General features: G+C 39.4%; 34 protein-coding genes and 1 pseudogene. 27 read left to right on the plus strand and 8 right to left on the minus strand.

Annotated elements, in window-relative coordinates:
• Window positions 1-16: 16 nt before the first annotated feature.
• A complete protein-coding gene (locus JBW_RS23765) occupies window positions 17-205 on the plus strand; it encodes a hypothetical protein (protein WP_052697328.1) in 189 nt (62 codons plus the stop codon).
• Between the two features lie 353 nt (window positions 206-558).
• On the opposite strand, the gene JBW_RS25970 is transcribed toward JBW_RS23765, so the two are convergent.
• Window positions 559-699: an aspartyl-phosphate phosphatase Spo0E family protein gene (locus tag JBW_RS25970; protein WP_144408486.1), complete on the minus strand. Its 141-nt coding sequence runs from the start codon at window positions 697-699 to the stop codon at window positions 559-561.
• A 192-nt stretch (window positions 700-891) separates the two neighbouring features.
• Here JBW_RS25970 and JBW_RS10755 point away from each other — a divergent pair, with 192 nt between their 5' ends.
• Entirely contained in the window at window positions 892-1,134 is a 243-nt protein-coding gene (locus JBW_RS10755; protein ID WP_007954601.1) for a hypothetical protein, read from the plus strand.
• A 49-nt stretch (window positions 1,135-1,183) separates the two neighbouring features.
• Here the strand turns inward: JBW_RS10755 and JBW_RS24705 are convergent, their stop codons facing one another.
• Entirely contained in the window at window positions 1,184-1,426 is a 243-nt protein-coding gene (locus tag JBW_RS24705; protein ID WP_144408436.1) for a hypothetical protein, read from the minus strand.
• Between the two features lie 230 nt (window positions 1,427-1,656).
• On the opposite strand from JBW_RS24705, the gene JBW_RS10760 reads away from it, so the two are divergent.
• On the plus strand, window positions 1,657-2,082 hold the full coding sequence (locus tag JBW_RS10760; protein ID WP_036680574.1) for a hypothetical protein: 426 nt from the start codon (window positions 1,657-1,659) through the stop codon (window positions 2,080-2,082).
• Window positions 2,083-2,475: 393 nt separating this feature from the next.
• On the opposite strand, the gene JBW_RS24710 is transcribed toward JBW_RS10760, so the two are convergent.
• A complete protein-coding gene (locus JBW_RS24710; RefSeq protein ID WP_158453455.1) occupies window positions 2,476-2,772 on the minus strand; it encodes a hypothetical protein in 297 nt (98 codons plus the stop codon).
• 1,122 nt (window positions 2,773-3,894) lie between these two features.
• Here JBW_RS24710 and JBW_RS25670 point away from each other — a divergent pair.
• From JBW_RS25670 to JBW_RS26200, 10 genes are all read left to right on the plus strand, one after another.
• Window positions 3,895-4,302, plus strand: a complete 408-nt coding sequence (locus JBW_RS25670) for a hypothetical protein (RefSeq protein WP_235334184.1) — start codon at window positions 3,895-3,897, stop codon at window positions 4,300-4,302.
• Window positions 4,299-4,694 carry a hypothetical protein gene (locus tag JBW_RS10770; RefSeq protein WP_144408438.1) on the plus strand — a complete coding sequence of 132 codons (396 nt, stop codon included), beginning with the start codon at window positions 4,299-4,301 and terminating at the stop codon, window positions 4,692-4,694. Before JBW_RS25670 ends, JBW_RS10770 begins: the two co-directional genes overlap by 4 nt.
• Window positions 4,695-5,277: 583 nt before the next feature.
• On the plus strand, window positions 5,278-5,409 hold the full coding sequence (locus JBW_RS25975; protein WP_268747881.1) for a hypothetical protein: 132 nt from the start codon (window positions 5,278-5,280) through the stop codon (window positions 5,407-5,409).
• Window positions 5,410-5,710: 301 nt separating this feature from the next.
• Entirely contained in the window at window positions 5,711-6,127 is a 417-nt protein-coding gene (locus tag JBW_RS25980) for a reverse transcriptase N-terminal domain-containing protein (RefSeq protein ID WP_268747894.1), read from the plus strand.
• Window positions 6,112-7,131 (plus strand): reverse transcriptase domain-containing protein, encoded by a 1,020-nt coding sequence (locus JBW_RS25315; RefSeq protein WP_327078738.1) that lies wholly within the window; start codon window positions 6,112-6,114, stop codon window positions 7,129-7,131. The genes JBW_RS25980 and JBW_RS25315 overlap by 16 nt, the downstream gene beginning before the upstream one ends.
• 654 nt (window positions 7,132-7,785) lie before the next feature.
• Window positions 7,786-8,085: a hypothetical protein gene (locus JBW_RS25320; RefSeq protein WP_200897015.1), complete on the plus strand. Its 300-nt coding sequence runs from the start codon at window positions 7,786-7,788 to the stop codon at window positions 8,083-8,085.
• A complete protein-coding gene (locus tag JBW_RS25325; protein ID WP_268747882.1) occupies window positions 8,073-8,423 on the plus strand; it encodes a reverse transcriptase domain-containing protein in 351 nt (116 codons plus the stop codon). Before JBW_RS25320 ends, JBW_RS25325 begins: the two co-directional genes overlap by 13 nt.
• A gap of 515 nt (window positions 8,424-8,938) precedes the next feature.
• Window positions 8,939-10,183 (plus strand): group II intron reverse transcriptase/maturase, encoded by a 1,245-nt coding sequence (gene ltrA / locus JBW_RS10785; RefSeq protein WP_007956688.1) that lies wholly within the window; start codon window positions 8,939-8,941, stop codon window positions 10,181-10,183.
• Between the two features lie 76 nt (window positions 10,184-10,259).
• On the plus strand, window positions 10,260-10,550 hold the full coding sequence (locus JBW_RS25105) for a hypothetical protein (RefSeq protein ID WP_162484829.1): 291 nt from the start codon (window positions 10,260-10,262) through the stop codon (window positions 10,548-10,550).
• Window positions 10,457-10,765 carry a group II intron maturase-specific domain-containing protein gene (locus JBW_RS26200; RefSeq protein ID WP_052697329.1) on the plus strand — a complete coding sequence of 103 codons (309 nt, stop codon included), beginning with the start codon at window positions 10,457-10,459 and terminating at the stop codon, window positions 10,763-10,765. Before JBW_RS25105 ends, JBW_RS26200 begins: the two co-directional genes overlap by 94 nt.
• Window positions 10,766-11,286: 521 nt before the next feature.
• Here the strand turns inward: JBW_RS26200 and JBW_RS10800 are convergent.
• The 3 genes from JBW_RS10800 to JBW_RS10810 all read right to left on the minus strand — a co-directional run bounded on the left by JBW_RS10800 (window position 11,287) and on the right by JBW_RS10810 (window position 12,824).
• Window positions 11,287-11,478: a hypothetical protein gene (locus JBW_RS10800; RefSeq protein ID WP_007957465.1), complete on the minus strand. Its 192-nt coding sequence runs from the start codon at window positions 11,476-11,478 to the stop codon at window positions 11,287-11,289.
• Between the two features lie 165 nt (window positions 11,479-11,643).
• Window positions 11,644-12,102 (minus strand): CBO0543 family protein, encoded by a 459-nt coding sequence (locus JBW_RS10805; protein ID WP_007957464.1) that lies wholly within the window; start codon window positions 12,100-12,102, stop codon window positions 11,644-11,646.
• A gap of 125 nt (window positions 12,103-12,227) precedes the next feature.
• Window positions 12,228-12,824 carry a hypothetical protein gene (locus tag JBW_RS10810; RefSeq protein WP_007957462.1) on the minus strand — a complete coding sequence of 199 codons (597 nt, stop codon included), beginning with the start codon at window positions 12,822-12,824 and terminating at the stop codon, window positions 12,228-12,230.
• Window positions 12,825-12,914: 90 nt separating this feature from the next.
• On the opposite strand from JBW_RS10810, the gene JBW_RS24980 reads away from it, so the two are divergent.
• The 6 genes from JBW_RS24980 (at window position 12,915) to JBW_RS10830 (ending at window position 16,644) form a co-directional block, all read left to right on the plus strand.
• A complete protein-coding gene (locus JBW_RS24980; protein ID WP_158453456.1) occupies window positions 12,915-13,073 on the plus strand; it encodes a hypothetical protein in 159 nt (52 codons plus the stop codon).
• 42 nt (window positions 13,074-13,115) lie between these two features.
• The gene (locus tag JBW_RS25985; RefSeq protein ID WP_007957460.1) at window positions 13,116-13,247 is read left to right on the plus strand and encodes a hypothetical protein; all 132 of its coding nucleotides are present in this window, start codon (window positions 13,116-13,118) and stop codon (window positions 13,245-13,247) included.
• 133 nt (window positions 13,248-13,380) lie between these two features.
• Window positions 13,381-13,911, plus strand: coding sequence for a hypothetical protein (locus JBW_RS10815; protein WP_007957459.1), 531 nt, complete (start codon window positions 13,381-13,383; stop codon window positions 13,909-13,911).
• Between the two features lie 196 nt (window positions 13,912-14,107).
• Entirely contained in the window at window positions 14,108-14,440 is a 333-nt protein-coding gene (locus tag JBW_RS10820; protein ID WP_007957456.1) for a hypothetical protein, read from the plus strand.
• 1,043 nt (window positions 14,441-15,483) lie between these two features.
• On the plus strand, window positions 15,484-15,834 hold the full coding sequence (locus JBW_RS10825) for a helix-turn-helix domain-containing protein (protein ID WP_007957449.1): 351 nt from the start codon (window positions 15,484-15,486) through the stop codon (window positions 15,832-15,834).
• 279 nt (window positions 15,835-16,113) lie between these two features.
• Window positions 16,114-16,644: a 3D domain-containing protein gene (locus tag JBW_RS10830; protein WP_007957447.1), complete on the plus strand. Its 531-nt coding sequence runs from the start codon at window positions 16,114-16,116 to the stop codon at window positions 16,642-16,644.
• Window positions 16,645-16,872: 228 nt separating this feature from the next.
• Here JBW_RS10830 and JBW_RS10835 read toward each other — a convergent pair.
• Window positions 16,873-17,121, minus strand: a pseudogene (locus JBW_RS10835) (IS3 family transposase); the annotation flags it as partial.
• Window positions 17,122-17,489: 368 nt separating this feature from the next.
• Between JBW_RS10835 and JBW_RS25990 the strand changes: the two are divergent.
• The 3 genes from JBW_RS25990 (at window position 17,490) to JBW_RS24720 (ending at window position 19,132) form a co-directional block, all read left to right on the plus strand.
• On the plus strand, window positions 17,490-17,939 hold the full coding sequence (locus JBW_RS25990) for a hypothetical protein (RefSeq protein ID WP_162484830.1): 450 nt from the start codon (window positions 17,490-17,492) through the stop codon (window positions 17,937-17,939).
• A 202-nt stretch (window positions 17,940-18,141) separates the two neighbouring features.
• On the plus strand, window positions 18,142-18,765 hold the full coding sequence (locus JBW_RS10845; RefSeq protein ID WP_007957444.1) for a hypothetical protein: 624 nt from the start codon (window positions 18,142-18,144) through the stop codon (window positions 18,763-18,765).
• Window positions 18,766-18,988: 223 nt separating this feature from the next.
• A complete protein-coding gene (locus JBW_RS24720; protein ID WP_144408440.1) occupies window positions 18,989-19,132 on the plus strand; it encodes a LysM peptidoglycan-binding domain-containing protein in 144 nt (47 codons plus the stop codon).
• Window positions 19,133-19,174: 42 nt separating this feature from the next.
• Here JBW_RS24720 and JBW_RS10855 read toward each other — a convergent pair whose 3' ends face one another.
• A complete protein-coding gene (locus JBW_RS10855) occupies window positions 19,175-19,801 on the minus strand; it encodes a CBO0543 family protein (protein ID WP_036681233.1) in 627 nt (208 codons plus the stop codon).
• 206 nt (window positions 19,802-20,007) lie between these two features.
• Between JBW_RS10855 and JBW_RS24985 the strand changes: the two genes are divergently transcribed.
• From JBW_RS24985 to JBW_RS10870, 5 genes are all read left to right on the plus strand, one after another.
• Window positions 20,008-20,154: a hypothetical protein gene (locus tag JBW_RS24985; protein ID WP_158453457.1), complete on the plus strand. Its 147-nt coding sequence runs from the start codon at window positions 20,008-20,010 to the stop codon at window positions 20,152-20,154.
• Between the two features lie 100 nt (window positions 20,155-20,254).
• Complete coding sequence (locus JBW_RS24990; RefSeq protein ID WP_158453458.1) at window positions 20,255-20,482, plus strand: hypothetical protein; 228 nt, start codon at window positions 20,255-20,257, stop codon at window positions 20,480-20,482.
• A 194-nt stretch (window positions 20,483-20,676) separates the two neighbouring features.
• The gene (locus tag JBW_RS10860; protein ID WP_144408441.1) at window positions 20,677-20,955 is read left to right on the plus strand and encodes a hypothetical protein; all 279 of its coding nucleotides are present in this window, start codon (window positions 20,677-20,679) and stop codon (window positions 20,953-20,955) included.
• 322 nt (window positions 20,956-21,277) lie between these two features.
• A complete protein-coding gene (locus tag JBW_RS10865) occupies window positions 21,278-21,640 on the plus strand; it encodes a hypothetical protein (RefSeq protein WP_036681231.1) in 363 nt (120 codons plus the stop codon).
• 786 nt (window positions 21,641-22,426) lie between these two features.
• Window positions 22,427-22,849: a hypothetical protein gene (locus JBW_RS10870; protein ID WP_045820611.1), complete on the plus strand. Its 423-nt coding sequence runs from the start codon at window positions 22,427-22,429 to the stop codon at window positions 22,847-22,849.
• Window positions 22,850-22,859: the final 10 nt, after the last annotated feature.

The following is a 22,859-nucleotide window of genomic DNA, read 5'->3' on the forward strand; positions in this document are numbered from 1 at the left end:
GATGGAAATGATCTGATTGGGAAAGATACTTTACTTCTACGAATCCCATCACAAGGATCGTGACCAATTTTGCTGTATTCATATCGATGCAGAGGAATGTGATCGAACCGATAAAGAAAAGATTGAGATGCTCAAGCATAAGTATGGCGCTGATAGCAATGCCGTTAAAGTACGGGTAAAAGGTTATTTCCCCGATAAGGACTAGATAATCCTGGCTTAGAATTATTCCAGTAACGTTCGGAGTACAAAATTAATAATATATAAACTTATTATTATAAAAGGTGATCATTACTCATGGGGTGAGCTCATGGAAATTGTCACATAGTTGTCATAATTATCCTTTATAGTATAAATAATACAATACATATATTGGAATATTGAAAATACTAAGAGGTGACTTATGGATAATAATAAAAAAAGAGAAAATGAATGGCACAATCATCCAGTTGTAATTTTTGCTGAAATACTAGTACTGTATACTGCCATTAACTCAATTATTGCACTATTTAATTTGTAATTACTTAATACCGTCTACCTTATTGGTTAGCGGTTTTTTGTTTATTTACTACCTTTATCCCGCGACATTTTCTGATATTTCACTAATAAAATATCCAATGCATGGCTTACCCTAATAACCTCTGGATCAGTCAGTAACTTTCCCTGAGATGTATTGTGTAGCTCTGTGCGTAACTTTTCAATCTTTTTTTAAGTTCACTTAATTCAGACACGCCTTTTCTCCTTCGCATTTTATTTTAGTTTTCCGCAAAGGAATGAAGTTATGGGGCGTGTAATTATTGGATACGGTTTTCATTTACCAGCATTTACAATTTGATTTTCGCCTACCAAAACCCTATAATTTAAACAAACATATGTTCGTTTAGGGGTGAGAATATGAATAAATACAAGGTATTTGTTGAGGTACTAGCAAAGCATGATACATACGGCAATGTCCGTCCATTATCAATAAAATGGGAAGACGGAAGAGTATTTGAGGTTGACCGTCTTATCGACGTGCGTCAAGCTACATCTTTAAAAGGTGGCGGTGTTGGTATACGATATACCTGTAAGATCATGGGCAAGCAGGTCTATTTATTTGACGATGAAGGTAAGTGGTTTGTTGAGAGAAAACAATAGCTCTCTAGCTTAATTACATAGGGAGCTATTGTTTACGTAAAAAATACTTTTAGATATTATTATCAATTGGGAATATCGTTATCATTTGAGCATCTATATATTTATGTAGTTCCTTATAAACTCCATCCATACGGGCATTATACTCTGGTCTAAAGAACGTAGATAAGAAATTTCTTTCTGAGCTCAGGCATGCACGGACACGCCTGGAAAAATCAGCAGACATACGGACTAGGCTATCTTGATTAGCAGGCAAAGAGAATCTAATGGTATCGATCTCCAAGCTTCTAATCATGTTCATGGCTACGCCTGAAGCCGTTCAAGCCAATAAGGACAGGTGGAGAATTAGAGACACTGCAGCTTAGAGTTTCGGAATATGACCGGCTGAAAATGGTGATTAACGATATCCTGATCCTAACGGTGATGGTTATGATATTACGGTGTTTATTTGGAGTGACTGGGATCGGTTTACGAAAGAAGTACAGGATTACGAAAGCAGCCTGAGGATTTGCAAGTTAAGTATGATTGCTTGCTAAGAGCAGTAAGGTTGCTCAGGAGAGTGGAGCAGCGAAAGAGGATCTAGACCTGAATTGCGAAGAAGACGGTTTACCCGTTACCCTATCGCTCAACAGAGGTTTGAAAATTAGAATGACCTTACCCAAGTATATGATGGAATGCCTCATGGAAGAAATTAAGCGTTCAAGTCGATTTTCGCGAATACTTCCACCAATGAGCAGGAGCAATATCGTATTGAATGCTCTTGTGGTGCTGAGTATTTTGCTAATATGTATAGCGGTTTGCCGGGGGGGGCGAACGAAAGGACGTTGCCGTGAGTGTCAAAGTACAGTATTTGCTGATCGGCAAGTGGACAAGATCCCTGATCCGAATGATGGTGTAGGAGCAAAGTTGCTGACGAATCGTATTTTGTGGAGAGCCATACCAATTGCGTGAAGAAAATGCACAGTGAGCAGCCCTATCACCCCAAAATCAAGGGAATTAAACGTGGCACCTGATCTAAGAAATATCAAGAATATTGGCCGTGATTATAAAGATCCATGCAGGCTATTAGTGTAATCGGTGGGAGTAAATTAAAATCGCTGCTTAAAAGAACAGCCATAAGAAGGAGGTTTTATAGAGTTTATATTACATAATATGATTTAGTTTAAACAATGTGACTAATTGTTATAAGAGCGTGATTGAATGGGAAAGAAAAATAGCCCTCCAATGGAGAGTCAAGAGAGAAATATGGAGAGATTATGCGACTAGGGAGGTCGCTAACCATAGCATGCCACTGTGAGGGAGGGGTAGTGGGAGTAAGGCATTGGGTAGCAGCAACTTTAATTTTCAAAAAAAACGTCGACGGAAAGGGAAGAACGGGAAGAATGGGAAAAAACCAAATCTACGTCTACGAAATCTACGTCTACCAAATCCACCAAATCCATCTGGATTTCCATCTTCGTCCATTAGTGCAGCATCGGCTGGTACACCACACATTGGACACTCGTCATGACGGCGGTCATCATACTCATTGCCACAGCCAGGACACACTTGGCAAATATCGTAAGAACAGTTCTGATAAATTCTGTGTTCAGTGATATGGTGTTCCAATACACCGTCTCTCACACCTATGCATAGGCTCACACCTAGGCATATAGGATTCCATTTATTATACCTCCAATAATTTTTTAGGTCTGTTATATTTTATGTATAATGATAGCAACATGTTACGTTTATTCTTTATTTAACCTTCAAAAGCAACATTATTTACGAACATATTCTTTAAAATAGGACGGTAGAAAAATTAAAGCAATTACTGTAAACCTAAGAGAAGAAAATAAATATATACGCGATCCTCTAAGGGATTACAGGCATAAGCCTAAATTGCCATATGGTGATTAAATGCGTAACTAGGAATGGCCGCTCTAAAAGAGCAGCCAGACTTAGAAGATAGACCTATATAGAAAAGGAGGTTTATTACATAATATGATTGCTTTTAAAATATGTGAAGGAAAATAGAAATTTGGAGCGGCGTAAGTATAAAAAAACGCCCTCCAACGGAGAGCCAAGAGAGAAATATGGAGAGATTATGCGACTAGGTCGCTAACAATAGTATGCCCCATATGTAGGGGTTATATACATGAGAGAGTGAGGGAGGGGGATTGAATAAGGGCAAATTAAAATGGCTGCTCTAAAAAGAACAGCCAAACATTTGGGAGCGTCACGTAAGAGGTGCCATACAATTTACATATAGTTCACCTATGGGATCTGGTAAATGGCGGGGTAAAAAATATTAAAATAATAATTACTCTTTCACTTTGAAAAAGTCATATTTTATATAAGCATATACTGCTACGACAAACAATATACCTCCTAAAATTAGATATATAGGTTGCTCTTCCATTTAGATACCTCCAATTTTTATAATTATTGCGTTCTCTCATTCTTAAGGGAATACCTGGTCGATCTTTCCAATTACGATCGAAATCGTGGTATCACCTCCTAATTCATATTGGCTAAGCCCTATACATAATATGTCATATGGTAAATAAGGGTGATAAATCCATTATTAATTATTATTAGATTTGGAGAGGGTATAGAAAAAATAGCCCTCTAAAGGAGAGCTAAAATAATCGGTCAAGCTGATATAGTTTGTTCATGAACTTCTGATACTTGAATGATAGAAGATCGTAAAAAATAGAAACTGGCGATGGTAGTAATACACGAGTCCATACAGTAAATCATCATTTATAACTTTATGAAATAATGCCATCCAAGCAAAACCCAGAACTGCTGGCAGCTATGAGGCATGAAAAAAGACTTCACTTTGCATATGACAGTCTAGATATTATATCAGAAGTCGCAAGAGGAATTGAATTATTAAGATCTGCTGGTATATTGATCCAGTACCAGCAACGGGAAAACAGCGATTATGGGAGTGGGAGGGGATCAATGACACTAAGTAATGATCTTATACAACAGATTAAAAAGGCGAAAGACCAGCTAGATTGCCTCGAGTTTGAGAACGTAGATTTTATCATACAAAACGGTGAAGTCACCCGAGTCGATATAGGCAGAGTATTCGTCTGGAGAAAAAAGAATAATTGGCTGACCGACGAACGGAAGACGACACTACCTGGTATTGCTAGGAGTGTCGGCATTTTATATTTGTGAGGGTAGAGGATATGGATAAGGAACAAATTATTAAGCTAGCAGCTGAAGCGGCCGTAAGCGCGGCTATGAATTACCTTGCACAGCAGAGGCTGAAGGAAAAGAAATCACGTCATGATAAACGGCTGAGGAATACGAAGTTATTGCTGGATAACTACAGCTTACTGCAAGATCATTGCGTCCAAAATGTCATCATGAGAGTGAGAAAGATTGGCATAAATGCCCATGGTGTGATCATGATTTCCATCATGACTGTAAGTGTCATCAATGTAGTCATGACTCTGTTGATATTATCGCTGTCAGGCGTCCTTTTAGGGCGCTTTTCTTTATGCAAAAAAAGAAACCACGTCTTGGTGGAAACGTGGTTTGCAAGAAGAAACGGTTTGGCGGATTAGTTTAGAAAAATTAACAACCAGAGGAACAATCGTTATTATCGAAGCAGAAAAGTAACAAGATAATAATTATAATAATAATGCAACCGGAACCGCCGAAGCCATTGCGACCGCCTCCAAAACCTAAACCCATAAGTATTCCTCCTTTATCGTCAATTAATATATTGTATGATAGCTAAACAGAAAAGGTGAGTATCATGTAAAGATAAACGTTCGCCAGATGAAATAAAGATTGATAGCTGTTGCTAATCTTACGTAGAAATTACCTTTAGAAAAGAATATTTTTTGAATTTATAATAAACCTTAGTAAAAGCCTGCATTGCGGGTCTTTTTTTATATGAAAATGAGATGATACAGTGAAATGCTATACAGACTGCGCTTACAACCAAGATAAAGAATCGCTCGCGTCACTGTCCACTTAATCAGGCTATATGTAAAGATAGGACTGTTTTAAGGCGTGATGCTAAGAGGTTAAATAAACAATTTCATTAAAGCAGGCCACAAGTATATATTGCAAACCCCTTGACTTTAAAGGCGTAGTAAGTGATTAATACAACAACGCTAAACGAAAAAGGGGATAATGCAGATGGATAGAAGAGTTAAAGATTTAATGGGACATATGATGTATGGCATCTTCGATAGTATAAATAATGCTGATATTATTGTGAAGCTTTCCGATAGTAGTGAATATCAAGTAGATATTACCAAGAGTAAATAAAATATAAAAAGGAGAATGTATGAGTGAATTTGCTATATCTGGCGTGCCAGTACATTGCGCTTACAATGTGGAAATCCGAGAAGCCTAAGACTGGGATAACTGCTAGAGTAAGAAAGCTATGGAGAACGTAAAGTGAATCACCGTAGGAATCGTTACGCTGGAGGAAGCGAAATAGGCTGAAACGCTTCGATCAAAATGGTGAGGAGTCAAGCAACGGCGAACTGTCAAAACAATGCGAATGGATAAAGAACTCCCGGTTTAAAGGTGGCTCCTAAGGCTTTTACAATATATATCATGCGGAATTGCCAAGGCAACAGTGAAGGGCGACAAGAACAAAGTCAAAAGATTACAATACTTACTAACCCATTCCTTTTGTGCAAAGTCCTATGCGGTAAAGAAAGTAACTTCGAATAAGGGGAAAAACACTTCTGGCATAGACAAAAAGCTATGGTCAACATCATCTTCAAAAATGAAAGCGGTACTAACACTCTCAGATAAGCACTACAAAGCAAAACCCTTTAGAAGAGTTTACATTGAAAAGAAAGGAAAAAATAAGAAACGACCGCTGGGAATTCCAACTATGTACGACAGAGCCATGCAGACACTGTATGCACTGGCACTCGAACCAGTAGCCGAAACGACAGGAGATCACATTTCTTTTGGTTTTCGTAAGGAAGAAGTGCTAAAGATGCCTGTGAACAGATATTTTGTGTATTAACAAGGAAATGTTCCCCTATCTGGATATTAGAAGGAGATATCAAAGGCTGCTTTGACAACATCAACCATGCTTGGCTACAAGACAATATACCAATGGATAAAAGAATTATGAAGCAGTTTTTGAAATCGGGATTTATATATCAAGGAAACCTCTTTCCTACAGTCTCAGGTTCACCACAAGGAGGAGCTATATCCAGTCTTTATGCAAATATGACGCTAGATGGTCTTGAAAAATTAATTCAGGATAAATACCATCGGAATTCAAAGGGTAAAATAGAAAACCACTATCGAGCAAAAGCCAAAGTAAATTTGGTGCGATATGCGCATGACTTTATCATTACCGCAAATACAAGAGAAATAGCGGAAGAACTCAAACAGATTGTCGGTCAATTCCTTAAAAATCGGGGATTAACTTTATCTGAAGAAAAGACAAGGATTACGCATATAGACGATGAACTCGACTTTCTTGGCTGGACATTTCGAAAATTCAAGGGAAAATTAATTGTCAAACCATCAAAGGACTCCATCAAAACCCTGACAAAGAAATGTGCTACTATCATTCTGAAAGAAGGAAAAGCAGATAGGCAATCAGAACTCATCCGAAGGTTAAATCAAGTGATTAGAGGGTGGACAAACTATCACAAACATGTTGTGGCAAGCCAAGCCTTTTCTTGCGTCAATAACACACTATATCTTTTATTACAACAATGGGCAAAACACCGGCACCCAAACAAAAGTAAATGGTGGAGATTAAACAACTATTGGTATGAAAAGAATGGGAAGAGATGGTTGTTCATGGCAGATGAGTACAGCCTTATAAACCTGAGAAGAATAAATATCATCCGTCACCCTAAATTGCAGATTTCTAAAAATCCCTTTATACATGAAGAGTATTTTGTGAAAAGGAAAATGAAACTAAAATCACTCGTTGCCGCCAGAAATGGTGAAGAAATGCTTGAGCCGTATGAGCGGGAAACTCTCACGTACGGTTGTGCGTCCAGATAAGGCTGGCGTGTTCAGCAGGAGTTAGTCCTGCCGGGGTAAAAGTCAGGACCCCGTAGCTTGGATAGCAGGGTGGCGGGAAACCAAGACTCTGAAGCCTATCGACAACCGTTTCCGAGGGAAACGTGCGAGTGATCGGGCCGTAATGAAGATGAACGTAAATGTGGCCTCGAAAGTGAAGAAATCCGAAGGTCGAGCCCGCAACCGTGAGGGTGAAGGTAGCATGGGTAACCGAATTCTGACTGATACGGTTATACCACTTTGGCGGGGTGGAAGCGACGGCACGGTAACAAGGACATGCTAAGCAACTGGAGAAGCCCTCCTCGTCCCGGTGCGAAATCACTGGAGCAAGGTAGGCCTTATAACCGGAAAACCCGGGAAGTGGGCTGAAGGCGAGAGGGTGGCGGATGGGTTCGTACTAGCTAAGAAGCCAGGTAATGCTGGTGGAGCGAAGGGGCCCTGCGGTTTGTAAGATTCTCGACAATAAGGGAGGCAAGGACGAGATGATAAAGGCGTCCATCAGTTTGCAGGACCTGAGGAGAGGAATATACGTCAAGGCGAAGGCTGAACCGTCCTGGCGATTCTGGGGGTTGTACGTCCATATATGCAAAAAGGAAACGTTACGCGAAGCGTACAGATTGGCTAAGAATAATAACGGTGCCCCTTGGTATTGATGGAGTAACATTTGAGGCTATTGAAGCGCAAAGCGTAGAGGCTTTTCTTGAGGAAATACAGGACGAACTTATTGGGCGCACCTATCGACCACTACGAGCGACACGGCAGGAAATACCAAAGGATGGAGGAAAAGTGCGCGTCCTATCAATACCTGCAATCCGTGACCGAGTGGTTCAGGGTGCACTCAAGTTTATATTGGAGCCGATCTTCGAGGCGGATTTCCAACCGGGGTCGTATGGGTATCGACCGAAACGTACTGCTCATGAGCGGTGCACAGGGTAGCAACAGCGATTGTCCAGAGGAAAACTCGGGTTATAGATTTGGATTTACGCGCCTATTTTGATACTGTGCGGCATCATTTGCTTCTTGACAAAATAGCGTGCCGGATTAATGACCAGGACGTCATGCATCTAATAAAACTGATGCTGACGGCAGCAGGTAAGCAAGGAGTACCACAAGGCAGGGTGATTTCGCCGTTGCTCAGTAACATCTATCTCACAGAGGTAGATCGGATGCTGGAACGAGCTAAAGAAGTCACACGCAGTGGGCGATACACCTACGTTGAATATGCAAGATTTGCTGACGATCGTGCGCCACGAAGGAGTGTCCAAGTAGCGTAGCTACTTGAAGGCAGCCATGCTGTACAGATGATGGTGGTAGGTCCACCGAAATCGCCATACAGGTGGAGGTTTCAAACTACCTTAAGGTGCTGTGGCCAAAATCCATGGTATTGAGCGTTAAGGAAAAGGCAGTGATAAAACTGTCAAGTGCGTATTAAGGAGATGAATGAACAAATGAACCACTTACGAAAATGTCGATAGCGTAGAGATTCCATCAAAACCAGGGGGTAGTCGTTAATCTGGGATAAGTCTAGGGGAAACCTGTTTACTGCCTAGACGGTGGGCGGCATAAAGGTGGCATGAACTTAATACAGGCGTCTGTACGGAACGTGGGAACCCACGGGCTGATGTTAAGGGAGTATATCAAGCGGAAGAACCGCAAGATAAGAGTACCAATGCAGTCATGGGGGCAGATTGGGTTGTAGTAGTGATGAAGTTTCTGTAATGGGAATGGAGCGAAGAACCCGAATTATTCAGTTTCAAGAATAAGTCAACTTTGAAAGGAGGAGGAACTTATGCAAGAAACAAAGCCATACAGTATTTCCAAAAGAGCAGTAATTACTGCTTATGAAAGAGTGAAAGCAAATAAGGGAACCTATGGAGTGGATGAGCAATCTATTGAGGATTTTGAGAGAAAGCTAAATAATAATCTCTATAAGATTTGGAATAGAATGTCGTCAGGAAGTTATTTCCCGAAACCTGTAAAGGCAGTAGCAATTCCAAAGAAGAATGGTGGAACTCGTATTTTAGGAATACCAACCGTAGAGGACAGGATAGCGCAGATGGTAGCGAAGTTATACTTTGAGCCATGCGTGGAACCGATATTTTACGAAGATTCCTATGGATACAGGCCGAATAAATCAGCAATACAGGCAATAGAAGTAACAAGGAGAAGGTGTTGGAGAAAAGACTGGGTTTTAGAGTTTGATATAAAGGGTCTATTTGATAACATCAGACATGATTACTTAATAGAAATGGTAAAACACCAAACAAAAGAAGAATGGATTCTTCTGTATGTACAAAGGTGGTTGACAGCACCGTTTCAAATGGAGGATGGAACGATTGTTCTAAGAACTTCAGGAACGCCACAAGGTGGGGTAATCAGTCCTGTACTTGCCAATCTATTTTTACACTATGTATTTGATGATTATATGACGAAAGAGTTTCCAGCAATACCGTGGGCAAGATATGCGGATGATGGAATTGCACACTGTGTGTCTCTTAAACAAGCGAAATATTTGCAACGCAGACTACAGGAACGATTTGAGTGTTTTGGATTAGAATTAAATTTGGATAAGACAAGAATTGTATATTGTAAAGATGATGACCGAATAGGAAATCATGAATACACCTCTTTTGATTTTCTGGGATATACATTCAGACCAAGACATGCAAAGAATAAATGTGGAAAGTTCTTCACTAACTTTCTGCCAGCAATGGGAGAAAAGGCGAAGAAATCCATAAGAAAAGTAGTTAGAAAGTGGAAGTTGCAGTTGAAACCGGATAAGGACTTATTGGACATAGCAAATATGTTCAATAGCCAAATACAGGGATGGATTAATTACTACACGCATTTTTATAAATCAGAGATATATGAAGTATTAAGATATATTAATGGACGTCTTGTTTACTGGGTTCGCAAGAAATACAAGAATCGAAAATCAAGACAAAGAGCTGAACATTGGCTTGGAGAAATAGCAAAGCGTGATAGAAAACTGTTTGCACACTGGAAATTTGGGATACTGCCAACGGCTGGATAATGGGAGCTGTATGAGCTGAGAGGTTCACGTACAGTTCTGAGAGAGACTTAGGGGGAAGTTCCCTAGGTCTACTTGCTTGGTGGTGCTGATTGATGCATATCCACGCCATGACTGGTTGCTGAAGGCGGTAAGTAAGCGACTACAGGAAGAGTTTGCCAAACTACAAGTTGAAGTAAATGAAGAGAAGAGTCGCACTGTAGACTTGGGATGCAAGGAAAGTTTTGGCTTTCTAGGATTTGACTTTCGTCAGCTTCGGAGCATCAAGAGCAGTGCATGGCGAGCGCACTATACGCCAAAGCTGAAAAGCGAACGGCGCTGCTACAGAAACTCAAAGATGTATTTCGACGATACCAGTCGCAACCGATAAATCGGGTGGTACAGTTAATAAATCCGATACTTCGGGGGTGGGTGAATTATTTTGCTGTTGGACACTCCAGTGAGTGCTTCAGCTTCATCAAAGACTGGGTGGAAAAGAAGATACGTCGCCATATGGGGCGATCTAGGAATCAGCAGGGCTTCGGTTGGAAAAGGTGGAGTAGGCATTGGCTATACAACGAACTCAAGCTATTTAATGGATATTGAGTTCACCGTAGGTCAGAGACGAAAGCGTTACCAACTTGATAGGTCTCATAAACCTTAACGAGAAACAAACCGGAGAGCGTAGTGCGGGAAATCCGCACGCTGCGTTCGACGTGGCGGAGGCTGGAAACGTGACTAAGATAGCCGGACTGAGTTTCATCGTGAAAACGATGAAACTTTTCGCTGGGAAACTTATGGGATGCGCGCCAGTCTTCGACTCTACCTTAGACGAGGGAAAGGGAGCAATTCCTTTTCTTTAGTCAATTACACGTCTAATCCGTACAACAGGCGATTAGAAGAATTGGGTGTTCTCGGCAGCCACTCTCGCAAAGCTAACTGCCTTGCCAGGGGGATGATCCACGTCAGGTCGCGGAGTTTCACGAAGGGATCAGGGAGCTGAATTATGACTTGATTGGTGAGAGTGATGTGTGGGTTGGGCTTAGAGATTGTTGTTAATCGTTGGGAGTGATATTATTCCACAAAAAGAAAAGCTCGAAAGCTTTTTGTGAATAGTATCTAAAAAGTTATCTCGGCCAACAGCCTTGTCTAGGCCAACAATATCGTCTAGGGTAACAATGGCGACGAGGAGAACAGGTAAATCCGAAGCCTAAGCCTAAACCTAGGGCTAAACCTAAGCCGAAAAGTGCTTGGCGCTCACCTTCTGATCTGTTTTCCCAATCTTCAATTTGAGGATCTTCCCAATTGCGATAGTCCATTTTTATTGATCACCTCCTAGATTACCAATGAAGACCCCTTCTATACATAATATGATCTATGGTAAATAAAGGTGATTAATCTGTTATTTAGAACTGCATATTAAAAGTGCGGTGTAACCAGTTTGGATGGTAGGAGAGATGTTATATTGGGGAGGGCGGGATAGATTATTTCGATAACTTTTCTAATTGAAAAATTTTATGGTACAGGTAAAATAACGCAAATAATATCCAATCAGCTGCATATGAGTGCCAAAACGTCCATCCGTTATAATGAGCCATGTGTCCCGCTTTCACATGGATATATTCTATACCAATCGCCAAGGCAGTCCAAGCAAACCAATAATAAAACAAATTAAAGTATGACTGCTTTTTAGGAAGCCATTGGATAAAGAGATAGGTAACAACAACATAGACATCAAAATCGTCCATGAATTCCCTTAATATTTCTGGCTCACTTCCGTAATACTCCCAATAAGGTATATACGATTCGACAATTTGATCTGTCATCAAACCTAACGCCGATGCCAAAACACAAACAGGGACCATTTCTTTCCAGCGTGATCTATCTGCAAAAAGTAGCCAACAAGCCCATGATATTAAAAAACGGGTATAAAAAAAGTCCATATGATTGCTCCTTAAAAGGAATGTCATTAGATATTATTAGGATCAAGTCTTTTAATTATGCTAAATAGATAAATGAAGGGCGGGATAACATGAAAGCAATAACCATATTACAGTCGTGGGCGAGTCTAATCGCCTGCAGTGCTAAATAAAAGACATGCAAAGACTTTGAAAATGGGAGGGATAGAAAAATCAGCAACAAGTGCTGGCGTATGGTTACTTAATATTTTAATACTAGATATTATGTCATCAAAGATTTTAAGATCATTTTCTAAATCATCATATTTCCCTGTAATCCAAATAAAATAGACATACTGATCACCATAGGCATAACAGTTAACGTAATAAGCTTTATGTCCTTCTGGAGCATAGCCGGAATATATTATTGTCCTTGCTTCTCGATTGTCAATATATAAGCTTTGAATCTCTTCTAACTGTATAGGATATTCCTTAGCTTTACCGCTTGCTGGCTGGCCGTTAATCTTATCGTGAATTAAGTCATCAAGACTTCTTTGATAGTTATTCTCAAAAAATGTTATAGTTGCTGAAGGAATTTTATTAGGGGAAATACCTCTCATTGCCAGATTATGAATTGATTGTATAGTCCAATCTTCAGGAAAAATAACGATAAAGATATCATTAATTGCAGGTATATTTTCTTGTTCGGCAAATGTGGTCGGCAATGATAGAAATAGTAAGATCAATAATAGCGCGATGCGTTTCAAATAAACATCTCCGTTATTGCAATTGCCGACCTCGTTGACTGACTAAAAGTCAGCGGATGGGTTTCGCTCAAGATCGGCGCTGAAAAGCGAGTGACTGCTGTTCTGGAAAACGAAATGAAAGTAATGGGTAATGAACTGGAATTTGGTGATTACAAAATTGGCCGTTATGCTTGGATGCTGGCTAACGTCCAAGCAATTGATCCAGTGCCAGCAAAGGGTAAACAGCGACTATGGGAGTGGGAGCAGTGAGGTCTAGATCAATAAGATAAACAAGAGTGGGGAGAACATAATATGTATATTCATATAGCCTGGTTATATCTAGCAGCTGTGATTGGCTGCCTAGTTGGAATATTGATAGCAGCAATGTGTGCAGCTGCAAAAAGTGGAGATTGGGAATGTAGATTTTATCATACAAAACGGTGAAGTCACCCGAGTCGACATACGGCAGAGTATTCGTCCGGAGAAAAAAGAATAATTGGCTGACCGACGAACGGAAGCCGACACTGCCTGGGATTACTAGGAGTGTCGGCATTTTATATTTGTTGGGGTAGAGGATATGGATAAGGAATTAATTATTAAACTAGCAGCAGAAGCGGCCGTAAGCGCGGCTATGAATTATCTTGCACAGCAAAGTCAGAAAGAAAAGAAATCACGTCATGATAAACGGCTGAGGAATACGAAGTTGCTTTTAAAACACTACCCACTTTTGAAAGAGCATTGCAAGGAATCTGTGTTTGATTTACCTAAGGCTATAACGACTGAGAGGGTTGTCGATGTACTTGACTCTCTTGAGCGTTATAGTAGCGATATTTATATTGAGTCTATTAAAAAGAGCGTGACCAGAACGTATATCATCCTAGCTCACATAGACCAGATGTTAAGATTATATAAGGTTTACTGTGAGACATCTGGAAAGGCTGAGGATGAGCGGAGGTATCGCATTTTACAGGCAGTTTATCTCGATGACGAAAAAATATCGAGCATATGTGAGCGTGAAGGAATTGATGAAAGCACTTACTATCGCGACATTCGTGAGGGGTGCGGAAAGCTAAGTGCTTTAATCTTCAGCATTGACGGTATCTCCTAGATGCGAAAAACATGACAGTGACATGCGAGTTTTATCGTGGTAATATGATAGTGTGAAATATATATAAATATTTATCATGATTAAGAAACATTGTATGATGAAAAAGGGCCATCGGCTCTTTTTTTACATAAAATAAGCATATAATTATTTATTCGCTCATAACAATTTATTAAAGTATTATGGGCGGAGGGGTAATATGGAACTTATTGTTAGTACTTTATTAGCAGTATTTGCTTATATGGATGGCTTGAGAACAAAAAAACAATTATTAGCAGCAATTAATTCAAACTTTGTAGATCGCGTAGAAGAAGCGATCAATGATTTACAAACACAAGATCAACAATTACTAAAAAGTATTCAGCAAGAATTAATTCAAAAGGGACAACTTGAGTTAGCTGAAAAAATAAATGCTATTCTAAGTGATGAATTTAAAGTATCTCCAGAATCATTCGTTATCCTTAAATCATATTTAAATAGTGAACAGTTATATAAACTAGCTATGGGCAACAGCTCACTACCGCCCGAATAGGGCGATTTTTATTATCAGAGTCAATTGAAGACAATATGCAGGGAGGAGTTATATACAAGCGTAAAAATGATAATATTGAGCATCCTTCGGGTACTTTTCTTATATATGAAACAGGCTGCTACTAATTAATTTATGATTAGCAAATTACCTTTGAAATACCTTTAGAAAAAATATTTTTTGAATTTATAATAAACCTTAGTGAAAGCTTGCATTGCGGGTCTTTTTTATATAAAAAAAGAGGTGATACAGTGAAAGCTATACAGACTGTGCATACAATCAAGGCCATGAATGCACGCGCGATACAACTCATTTAATACAGGCTGAAATGCAGCAAGTAACAAAATTGCAGTATAATAGTTAAGGACAACTATTCGCAGTAGTTGTCCTTAATTGAATACGGGAGGTGATTGCCGATGCACTTTGAAACTAAGTTTTTCAAAATCATAGTTTCAAGTGTCTTTACTTGAATAATCTTTCAGATCATCCAAGCACTACTTAGGTAGCCTCTAGTATTCCTCTTTGCCAAGCGCTCCTGCGTCAACAGGGGCGTTTTGGCGTTATTAATTTGATTGCGTATACGCAATTCGTATATACTTTAATATAGTTGATAAAGGGGTGTTTGTCAATAATTATGCCCATGGGTGAATTTTTTATACTTTGATTATAAGTGAGTATAATGATCAGGCATCAGCCTTGACTCAACTATTGCTAGCGCTTTAAGCTAAGATTTTTGTAGAAATTTGGCAGGATTTTTTTTCTTCTCATGGAATTTTATAACTTATAATATAGAACCGGAAATGGACAGATATATTAAAGCTGCTTGGGGAATCTAAATTTAGGACTTTGATTTTTAGTAAGCGTAAAAAAAAATCACTAAAAATCAATCTTTAACTGAGCCTGTTGAAATAGTGGGTATAGGTTTTAATGATGAAGAAAAATTGCAACCAACAGAAACAATTAGATAATAGCTACTATTGGGAATGTGAAGAAGTGAAATTCAATAAAAGAAAAAATGGATATTTTTAGAAATGAGGACTAACCTAATGACACCTTTTTCTTTATGGCTACAAATATATATTGAAGAAAATAATCTATCTCAGGCAGACCTTTGTAGAAAGACTGGTTTTGATGATGCCACCATAAATGAACATTTCCGCGGGGTTCAATCACCATCACGAAAAAATATAGCGGTATACGCTAAAGCCTTTAATTTACCGATTGATTATATCAATGAGATAACAGAGCTATACATAGATCAAGGTGAGCTTATTACTGGTAGAGATAAGATATCAAGATTGTATAAAGCCTTATCTCTATACAATAAGAAAAAACTTATTGCATACGCTGACAAGTTGCTAACCGAGCAAGAGAAGACTGCCTTAACGAATTTATAAGTAATCCGTCCCCTTATTTTTCTGAGAGTTGATCGAAAAGAAAATATGATACAGGATTAGCACACAGCCCAGCCATTAGTGGAACAGGGCTGTCTTTTCTTTTACTTATATTTTTACATATTATTGTAAAATATAGTATTGTAGTTGCAAATAGCAAGGACAGACAGTTACCCTTGATGACCTCTAACGGGAATAAGAAAATTTATCCATTGATACCGCTTCCACTTTACCGATATAATATAAGCTAAGCCTTAATATATCATTTGAAGGAGTGATAGGATGAGACTAAAATTGACTATCGGCACGATTATAATAGCCTTACTACTTGGCGTTGGCATCAACTACAAAACAATCATTGATCAAAAGCAAGCAGATGAAGCTCGAATAGCACAAATAACGTCTGAGGCCCAAATGAACCAGCAAAAGGTTGAGGACATGCAAAAAGACATAGCAATTCTAAGGCGTGAGCTGGCGATCCAGCGTGATGTCTACCCAACTAGCCGTGGTGGGAATCGAGTGGCTCGCTACATAGATGGCGCACAGGTGACTTGGTACAATGATATGGGTAAAACAGCATCAGGCACAACGGCTACTTCAGGCAGGACTGTAGCTGTTGATCCGGACGTAGTTCCATTAGGTTCAGAGGTTGAGATTGTTATGCCTGACGGCAGAGTGTTTCGGCGTATCGCAGAAGATACTGGTGGGGCGGTTAAAGGTAAAGTGTTTGACGTTCATATAGACGCTTCAGACGAAGAACTATATGAGCTAGGGCGTACCCATGGGGTGAGAGTATTTGTTCTTGATAGGTAGGAATAGTCGATGGACTTCGGCGAATACCAAAAGTCACTTTGGACATGACTGTGGTGTCATAACAAGTCTTAATATCAATTTAGCATATGAATGAGTCAGCTGACAGTTATCCGACTTGTTCACGTACAAGCAATCGTTGCTCAAAAGAAAGGCACAGCCTATCCATAATGTGTACCCTTTGTCAAGGACAGTAAAAAAAGCCTATGCAATATTAAGAAGATGATTTCTTTACTGAACAGGAGTCATCTTCTTTAAATTCCATTGATATCTGTAGTTATTGTAGTAGATCATATATTGTTTAATTTCATCTTTTAGCTGTTCTAAAGTCTCGCATGACTTAATATATGCTTCATCTTTAAAATGTCCAAAAAACGATTCTTGCGGTGCATTGTCCCAGCAATTACCGCGTCTTGACATGGATTGCCCTAATGTAAATTTTTTAACTAGCTTTTTAAATCTAGGGTTTGTATAATCGACTAAGAAAAAGAGATTGCTCCCTTTTCCTCGTCTAAGAACCGTACGTGAGAGTTTCCCGCTCATACGGCTCAAGCATTTCTTAACCCTTTCTGGCGGCAAACAGTGATTTTAAGTTCATCTTTCTTTTTAGAAAATACGCTTCATGAATGAAGGGATTTTTAGAAATCTGTAATTTAGGATGCCGGATGATATTTATCCTTCTTAGATTTATGAGGCTGTGTTCACCCGACATGAACAGCCATGGCTTACCATTTTTTTCATGCCAATATTTGTTTAATCGCCACCATGAATTTTTGTTGGGGTGTCGATGTTTTGCCCATTGTTGCAATAAAAGATAGAGTGTGTTGTTGATATGGGAAAAGCTTGACTTGTCAAAGAAAGTAGTCCGGTACCAGACTCTCGTGAAAGCCTTTAGTAGAGATGGAATCCCTGCTCTTATTATTGAAAATGCGGTACCTGAACTCGAGCGTATTGCCAATGATATTCTTGGTCAAATGTCTGGCGGTAAGAACTATCCCAAATTTGAAACGCAAAAGGAACTGAAAAGCCGGAGCGGTTTGGCTGAAACCTTAGATATCATTGTTGGTGATTGGGCTGGTGAGCGCATCTATGAGACGTATAGCGGTGGAGAGCAGCTGCGCATAGACTTTGCCATTCGTTTTGCTTTAGCGGAACTGTTAGCCAGGCGGGCGGGTTCTAAAGTGGACTGGCTTACGATCGATGGGGGGTTTGGGAGTCAATCGGATGAGTTTTTACCTATGGTTATCGATGCGGTGAAGCAGGTTGCTAGTCGGTTTGGTGTAGTGCTTGTCAGATAGAAGTCAGAACAACGCTGGAAATTGGAGAGAAAGATGGTTTAGAAATCTTTGTTGATAAAGATCGTATTATTCTTCAAAAATACCAACCGTCCTATGAGTGCCTATTTTGTGGTAGTTCTGAAGACGTTAGTGAATTTAAGGGGAAATCAATATGTAAGGGTTGCCTGGAGTCCATTACTCAAAAGAAGCATGGCGATGTTGCATGAGCGAAAGATGCGGACGTTGCAATCGGGTACTAAGAGACGTCAAACAGTGGTCTGAAAATTGCAATGTCCTGCCCAAGCATATGACAGAATGTCTCATAGCTGAAATTAAGCGTCCAAGCCGCTTTTCACGAAGCATTTGTGCCAAGTTCGTAGATGATGAATTCGTGGCAATTGATATGCAGGAAGTTTTCGCCATGCATGTGTCTGGTCTGGCAGATATTGAATGGGCGAAGCCGATACAGGTGCAAACTCAAAGTACTTCCACCACCGACCAGGAGCGATATCGTATTGAATGCTCATGTGGCGCTGAGTATTTTGCTAATATGTATAATGGCTTTCCAGGTGGCCGAACGAAAGGACGTTGTCGCGAGTGTCAAAGTACAGTATTTGCTGATCGGCAAGTGGACGAGATTCCTGATCCGAGTGATGGCGCAGAAGCAACATTGCTGACGAATCGGTATTTTGTGATTCGAGAACCATACCAAGCGCGTGAAGAAAATGCGCCAGTGAGCAGGCCTATCATCCCGAAATCGAGGGAATTAAACGTGGTACCACCTGATCTAAGAAATATCAAGAATATTGGCCGTGATTATGAAGATCCATGCCGGCTATTGGGGTAGGAAAATGAAAATACAACGTACAGAAGCAGAATATGCAATATTTAGTAGTCTGATAGGGTGGATGGCCAAGGGGCGAAGATAGCCCCTCATGCCAATAGCGAGAGGATTGTCCTGGGAGCGCTAGACGTTGTTAGGGGCGGGAATAGTACTAGTGGAGTATCATTGCAAGGGTGGGTTGAAACAAAGAGCCTTAGAGGGCCACAGAGAAAGAGAGGGCTTTAAAATGAAACAGTTTATTGTGGTGTTGGTCTTAGTTGCAATGCAATATACAGTAAACCCTGGTGACACGCTGCAGTCAATTGCTGAGCAGTACTGCCAGGGGGATGTGTGGGTAGGGTTGGATATTATTATTAATCGGTGGGAGTAATTTAAAAATGGCTGCTCAAAAGAACAGTCATAAGAAGAGTGATCATTGATCATTATCTGGCTTATCATTATTGCCAATCAGTGGTTTGATTGCTACTGGTAGTGGAAAAACGTTCACATGTTTTGAAGCAACCTGGCTTTGTTCTATGCTAGTAAACCAGTAGAGAAGCCCTCTGGCCACAGTTCCAACTAAGAAGAAAAGCAAAAAGTGAAAGAACCAGTTCCATTTATATAGTTGGAAAATACCTAGTAGAGAATATAAAGGCAAGATACCAAAAACTATAACCGCACAACCGATACCATTCCATAGAAAGAAATTTTTCCATGAAGAAGTATATTGGAATACTAACATATACATTATTGGTCCCATAGTAAGACCTACTATGAATAAGGGCGGTTGAAATGGGAAGAGTCTGATTTTAAAACTCCATAATCCCAAAAAACCGATAAGAGTAGTATCTATTACAGTAAAAGCTACGGCGCAGAGTGAGCCTAACAACAGTAGGTCTTTTATTCTTCGTTTATCAACTAATTTAAACCATATACCATAGGTAACGATAAGTGCACCAACCGTAACGAGCCAACCAAAAGAAAAAAGTTCCTTAGAAATCCAATGTTGGTAAGATACGCTCGCCGACAGTCTTCCAATTTCATAAATATCATAAGGCATATAAATCAACCCCATCAAAATTACTTATGTTTAAGTGTTGGTATATTTTACGATTACTATACATCAGAAAGAAGGCTGACATAATGAAAGCAATAACCATCTTGCAACCGTGGGCAAGCCTAATGGCTGCGGTGCTAAAAAGATAGAAACCAGATCATGGGCAACTCAGAGGACGGGTTTCGCTCAAGATCGGTACTGAAAAGCGAGTGGTTGCTGTTTTGGAAAACGAAACGAAAGTAATGGGCAATGAATATGAATTTGGTGATTTTACCCTAGGGCGTTATGCTTGGATACTCGCTAACGTTCAGCGGATTGATCCAGGGGAAACAGAGATTGTGGGAATGGGACGGTGAATTAAATGAGAAAGAAATGGTGTATTAATTGTAAGCACGTAGGTGAGTCGATAAGTAGTGGATGCGAAAGATTAGAAGAATGTGGACCTAAAGTTAAGTATTGGGAAAAAAAGATAATAAATCCAGTAGAGTGCAGCCTCAAAATGGGAGGATCAACATCTTCAAGGAGATAAGGATGACATTAAGCAATGATCTTATACAGCAAATTAACAACTCTAAAGACCAGCTAGATTCCCTCAAAATTGGGAATCTAGATTTTATCATACAAAACGGTGAAGTCACCCGAGTCGATATACGGCAGAGTATTCGTCCGGAGAAAAAAGAATAATTGGCTGACCGACGAACGGAAGCCGACACTACCTGGGATTACTAGGAGTGTCGGCATTTTATATTTAATTTGTGGGGGATGATGACATGGATAAGGAATTAATTATTAAACTAGCAGCTGAAGCGGCCGTAATGCAACAATGAGTTATCTTGCACAGCAAAGTCAGAAAGAAAAGAACACGTCATGATAAAAGATTGAGGAATACGAAGTTATTGCTGGATAATTACAGCTTATTGCAAGATCATTGCGCGAATGCAGTTTATGACAAGCATCAAATCATTGAGGCTAATAATGTCGTTGACGTGCTTGATTCAATTGAAAACTACGATAAAGACATGTATATTGAGTCAATCAAGAAAAGCACTATAAGAACAAAGATTATATTAAGCCATATTGACGAAATGCTTGAGCTATATAAAGCCTATTGTGAAAAGTCAAAGAGAGAAGAAAATAATAGGCGCTATCGTATTTGAAGAGATTTTTATTTTGATGATTATAGCATTTTAGATATTGTTAAGCGTGAAAAAATTGACGAGAGGACATATTATCGTGACATGAAAGACACACGTGAAAAGCTTAGCGCCTTGATTTTCGGGATTGATGGGCTTCATAGATATGTCAGTTTGGCCGTGGTAATATGGTATTGTGAAGTAAATATAACGAACTCCAAACCGCTTACAAATGTAGGCGGTTCTTTTTTTGATCAAATATTTGGAGCCATTTCACTAAATTTACATATTATATATAGAATAATGTGAAAAAGAGGTGGAAAAATGAATAGCTTTGAATCCGATCATGATTGTAAGTGCCACATTGAGATACATCACCAATGTCCAAAATGTCATCATGAGTGTGAGAAAGATTGGCATAAATGCCCTAAGTGTGATCATAACTTTCATCATGACTGTGATTGGCATGATGAATGTGAGTGTCCTAAATGTCATAACAAATGTCACAATGATTGTCATAAGTGCCCTTGGTGTGATCACGATTTTCATCATGACTGTAAGTGTCATCAATGTAATAATGACTGCTGTTGATATTATCGTTGTCAAGCGTCCTTTTAGGGCGCTTTTCTTATGCAAAAAAAATAACCACGTTTTGGTGGAAACGTGGTTGCAAGAGTATACGGTTTGGCGGGTTAGTTTTAAAAATTAACAATCAGAGGAACAATCGTTATTATCGAAGCAGAAAAATAATAAGATGATAATTATAATAATAATGCAGCCGGAACCGCCGAAGCCATTACGACCGCCTCCAAAGCCAAAACCCATAAGTATATCCTCCTTTATCGCCAATTAATATATTGTATGATAGTTAAATAGAGAGGTGAGTATCATGAAAAGATAAACGGTCGTCGGATAAAATATAGATTGGTAGCTGTTGCTAATTTTACGTAAAAATAACCTTTGGAATACCTTTGGATACCTTTGAGTACCTTTGGAAAAGAATATTTCTTGAATTTATAATAAACCTTAGTTCAGCCTGCATTGCGGGCCTTTTTTTATATGAAAAATGAGGTGATACAGTGAAATGCTATACAGATTGTGCATACAATCAAGGCCATGAATGCACGCGAGATACAACTCATTTGATACAGGCTAAATGTAAAGATAAGACTGTTTTGAGATGTGATACGAAAAAGTTTAATACAGATAAAGAATCAAAGAAGATAGCAAGTATACATTCAACCCCCTTGACTTTAAAGGCGTAGTAAGTGATTAATGTAACAACGCTAAACGAAAAGGGGATAAAGCAGATGGATAGAAGAGTTAAAGATTTAATGGGACATATGATGTATGGCATTTTCGATAGTATCAATAATGCTGATATTATAACTAAAGATGGCGGCTTTATTGTGAAGCTTTCCGATGGAAGTGAATATCAAATGCTTCAACCTCTACAACCTATGGAGTATCAAGTGCAAGTAACTATGGTCATTCAATGGCATCTAGTGCCACACCTTTGGTTAATGGTACTGCAACCGCTGGTGCAGATAATGGTAAATTTGCTCGTGAAGGGCATATACACCCCACAGACACCACACGCGCTGCACTTGCCTCTCCCACATTTACGGGAATTCCGGCAGCTCCAACTGCTACAGTAGGCACTAACACGACGCAAATTGCGACAACGGCATTTGTACAGGCAAACAAAGGTGCTGGTACAAATGTGTGGTTATCAAGCGAATATACATACACCTCTAACACTCCATTAATAGTTAGCCATGGTTTGACATTAACACCGCTTAATTGCAGAGTTGGATTAGTTGTTGCAATACCAGATTTTAATGATCGTAAAAAAGCTTTACAATCTTATTTTGACAAGCTAAACGATATTCTTGTATTACCAAAATTATCGGCATAGGAGGCATTAA

Origin of the sequence: Pelosinus fermentans JBW45 (assembly GCF_000271665.2) — a bacterium.
In the GTDB taxonomy this organism is placed as follows: domain Bacteria; phylum Bacillota; class Negativicutes; order DSM-13327; family DSM-13327; genus Pelosinus; species Pelosinus baikalensis.

What these genes read in the sequence shown, in the direction of transcription:
- JBW_RS10755 (WP_007954601.1), top strand. Translation starts at nt 892, where the DNA reads ATGAATAAATACAAGGTATTTGTTGAGGTACTAGCAAAGCATGATACA.
- JBW_RS24705 (WP_144408436.1), bottom strand. Translation starts at nt 1,426, where the DNA reads ATGATTAGAAGCTTGGAGATCGATACCATTAGATTCTCTTTGCCTGCT.
- JBW_RS25670 (WP_235334184.1), top strand. Translation starts at nt 3,895, where the DNA reads ATGCCATCCAAGCAAAACCCAGAACTGCTGGCAGCTATGAGGCATGAA.
- JBW_RS25975 (WP_268747881.1), top strand. Translation starts at nt 5,278, where the DNA reads ATGGATAGAAGAGTTAAAGATTTAATGGGACATATGATGTATGGCATC.
- ltrA (WP_007956688.1), top strand. Translation starts at nt 8,939, where the DNA reads ATGCAAGAAACAAAGCCATACAGTATTTCCAAAAGAGCAGTAATTACT.
- JBW_RS26200 (WP_052697329.1), top strand. Translation starts at nt 10,457, where the DNA reads ATGGCGAGCGCACTATACGCCAAAGCTGAAAAGCGAACGGCGCTGCTA.
- JBW_RS10800 (WP_007957465.1), bottom strand. Translation starts at nt 11,478, where the DNA reads ATGGACTATCGCAATTGGGAAGATCCTCAAATTGAAGATTGGGAAAAC.
- JBW_RS10805 (WP_007957464.1), bottom strand. Translation starts at nt 12,102, where the DNA reads ATGGACTTTTTTTATACCCGTTTTTTAATATCATGGGCTTGTTGGCTA.
- JBW_RS25985 (WP_007957460.1), top strand. Translation starts at nt 13,116, where the DNA reads ATGTATATTCATATAGCCTGGTTATATCTAGCAGCTGTGATTGGCTGC.
- JBW_RS10815 (WP_007957459.1), top strand. Translation starts at nt 13,381, where the DNA reads ATGGATAAGGAATTAATTATTAAACTAGCAGCAGAAGCGGCCGTAAGC.
- JBW_RS10820 (WP_007957456.1), top strand. Translation starts at nt 14,108, where the DNA reads ATGGAACTTATTGTTAGTACTTTATTAGCAGTATTTGCTTATATGGAT.
- JBW_RS10825 (WP_007957449.1), top strand. Translation starts at nt 15,484, where the DNA reads ATGACACCTTTTTCTTTATGGCTACAAATATATATTGAAGAAAATAAT.
- JBW_RS10830 (WP_007957447.1), top strand. Translation starts at nt 16,114, where the DNA reads ATGAGACTAAAATTGACTATCGGCACGATTATAATAGCCTTACTACTT.
- JBW_RS10845 (WP_007957444.1), top strand. Translation starts at nt 18,142, where the DNA reads ATGAGCGAAAGATGCGGACGTTGCAATCGGGTACTAAGAGACGTCAAA.
- JBW_RS24720 (WP_144408440.1), top strand. Translation starts at nt 18,989, where the DNA reads ATGAAACAGTTTATTGTGGTGTTGGTCTTAGTTGCAATGCAATATACA.
- JBW_RS10855 (WP_036681233.1), bottom strand. Translation starts at nt 19,801, where the DNA reads ATGCCTTATGATATTTATGAAATTGGAAGACTGTCGGCGAGCGTATCT.
- JBW_RS10865 (WP_036681231.1), top strand. Translation starts at nt 21,278, where the DNA reads ATGATTGTAAGTGCCACATTGAGATACATCACCAATGTCCAAAATGTC.
- JBW_RS10870 (WP_045820611.1), top strand. Translation starts at nt 22,427, where the DNA reads ATGGCATCTAGTGCCACACCTTTGGTTAATGGTACTGCAACCGCTGGT.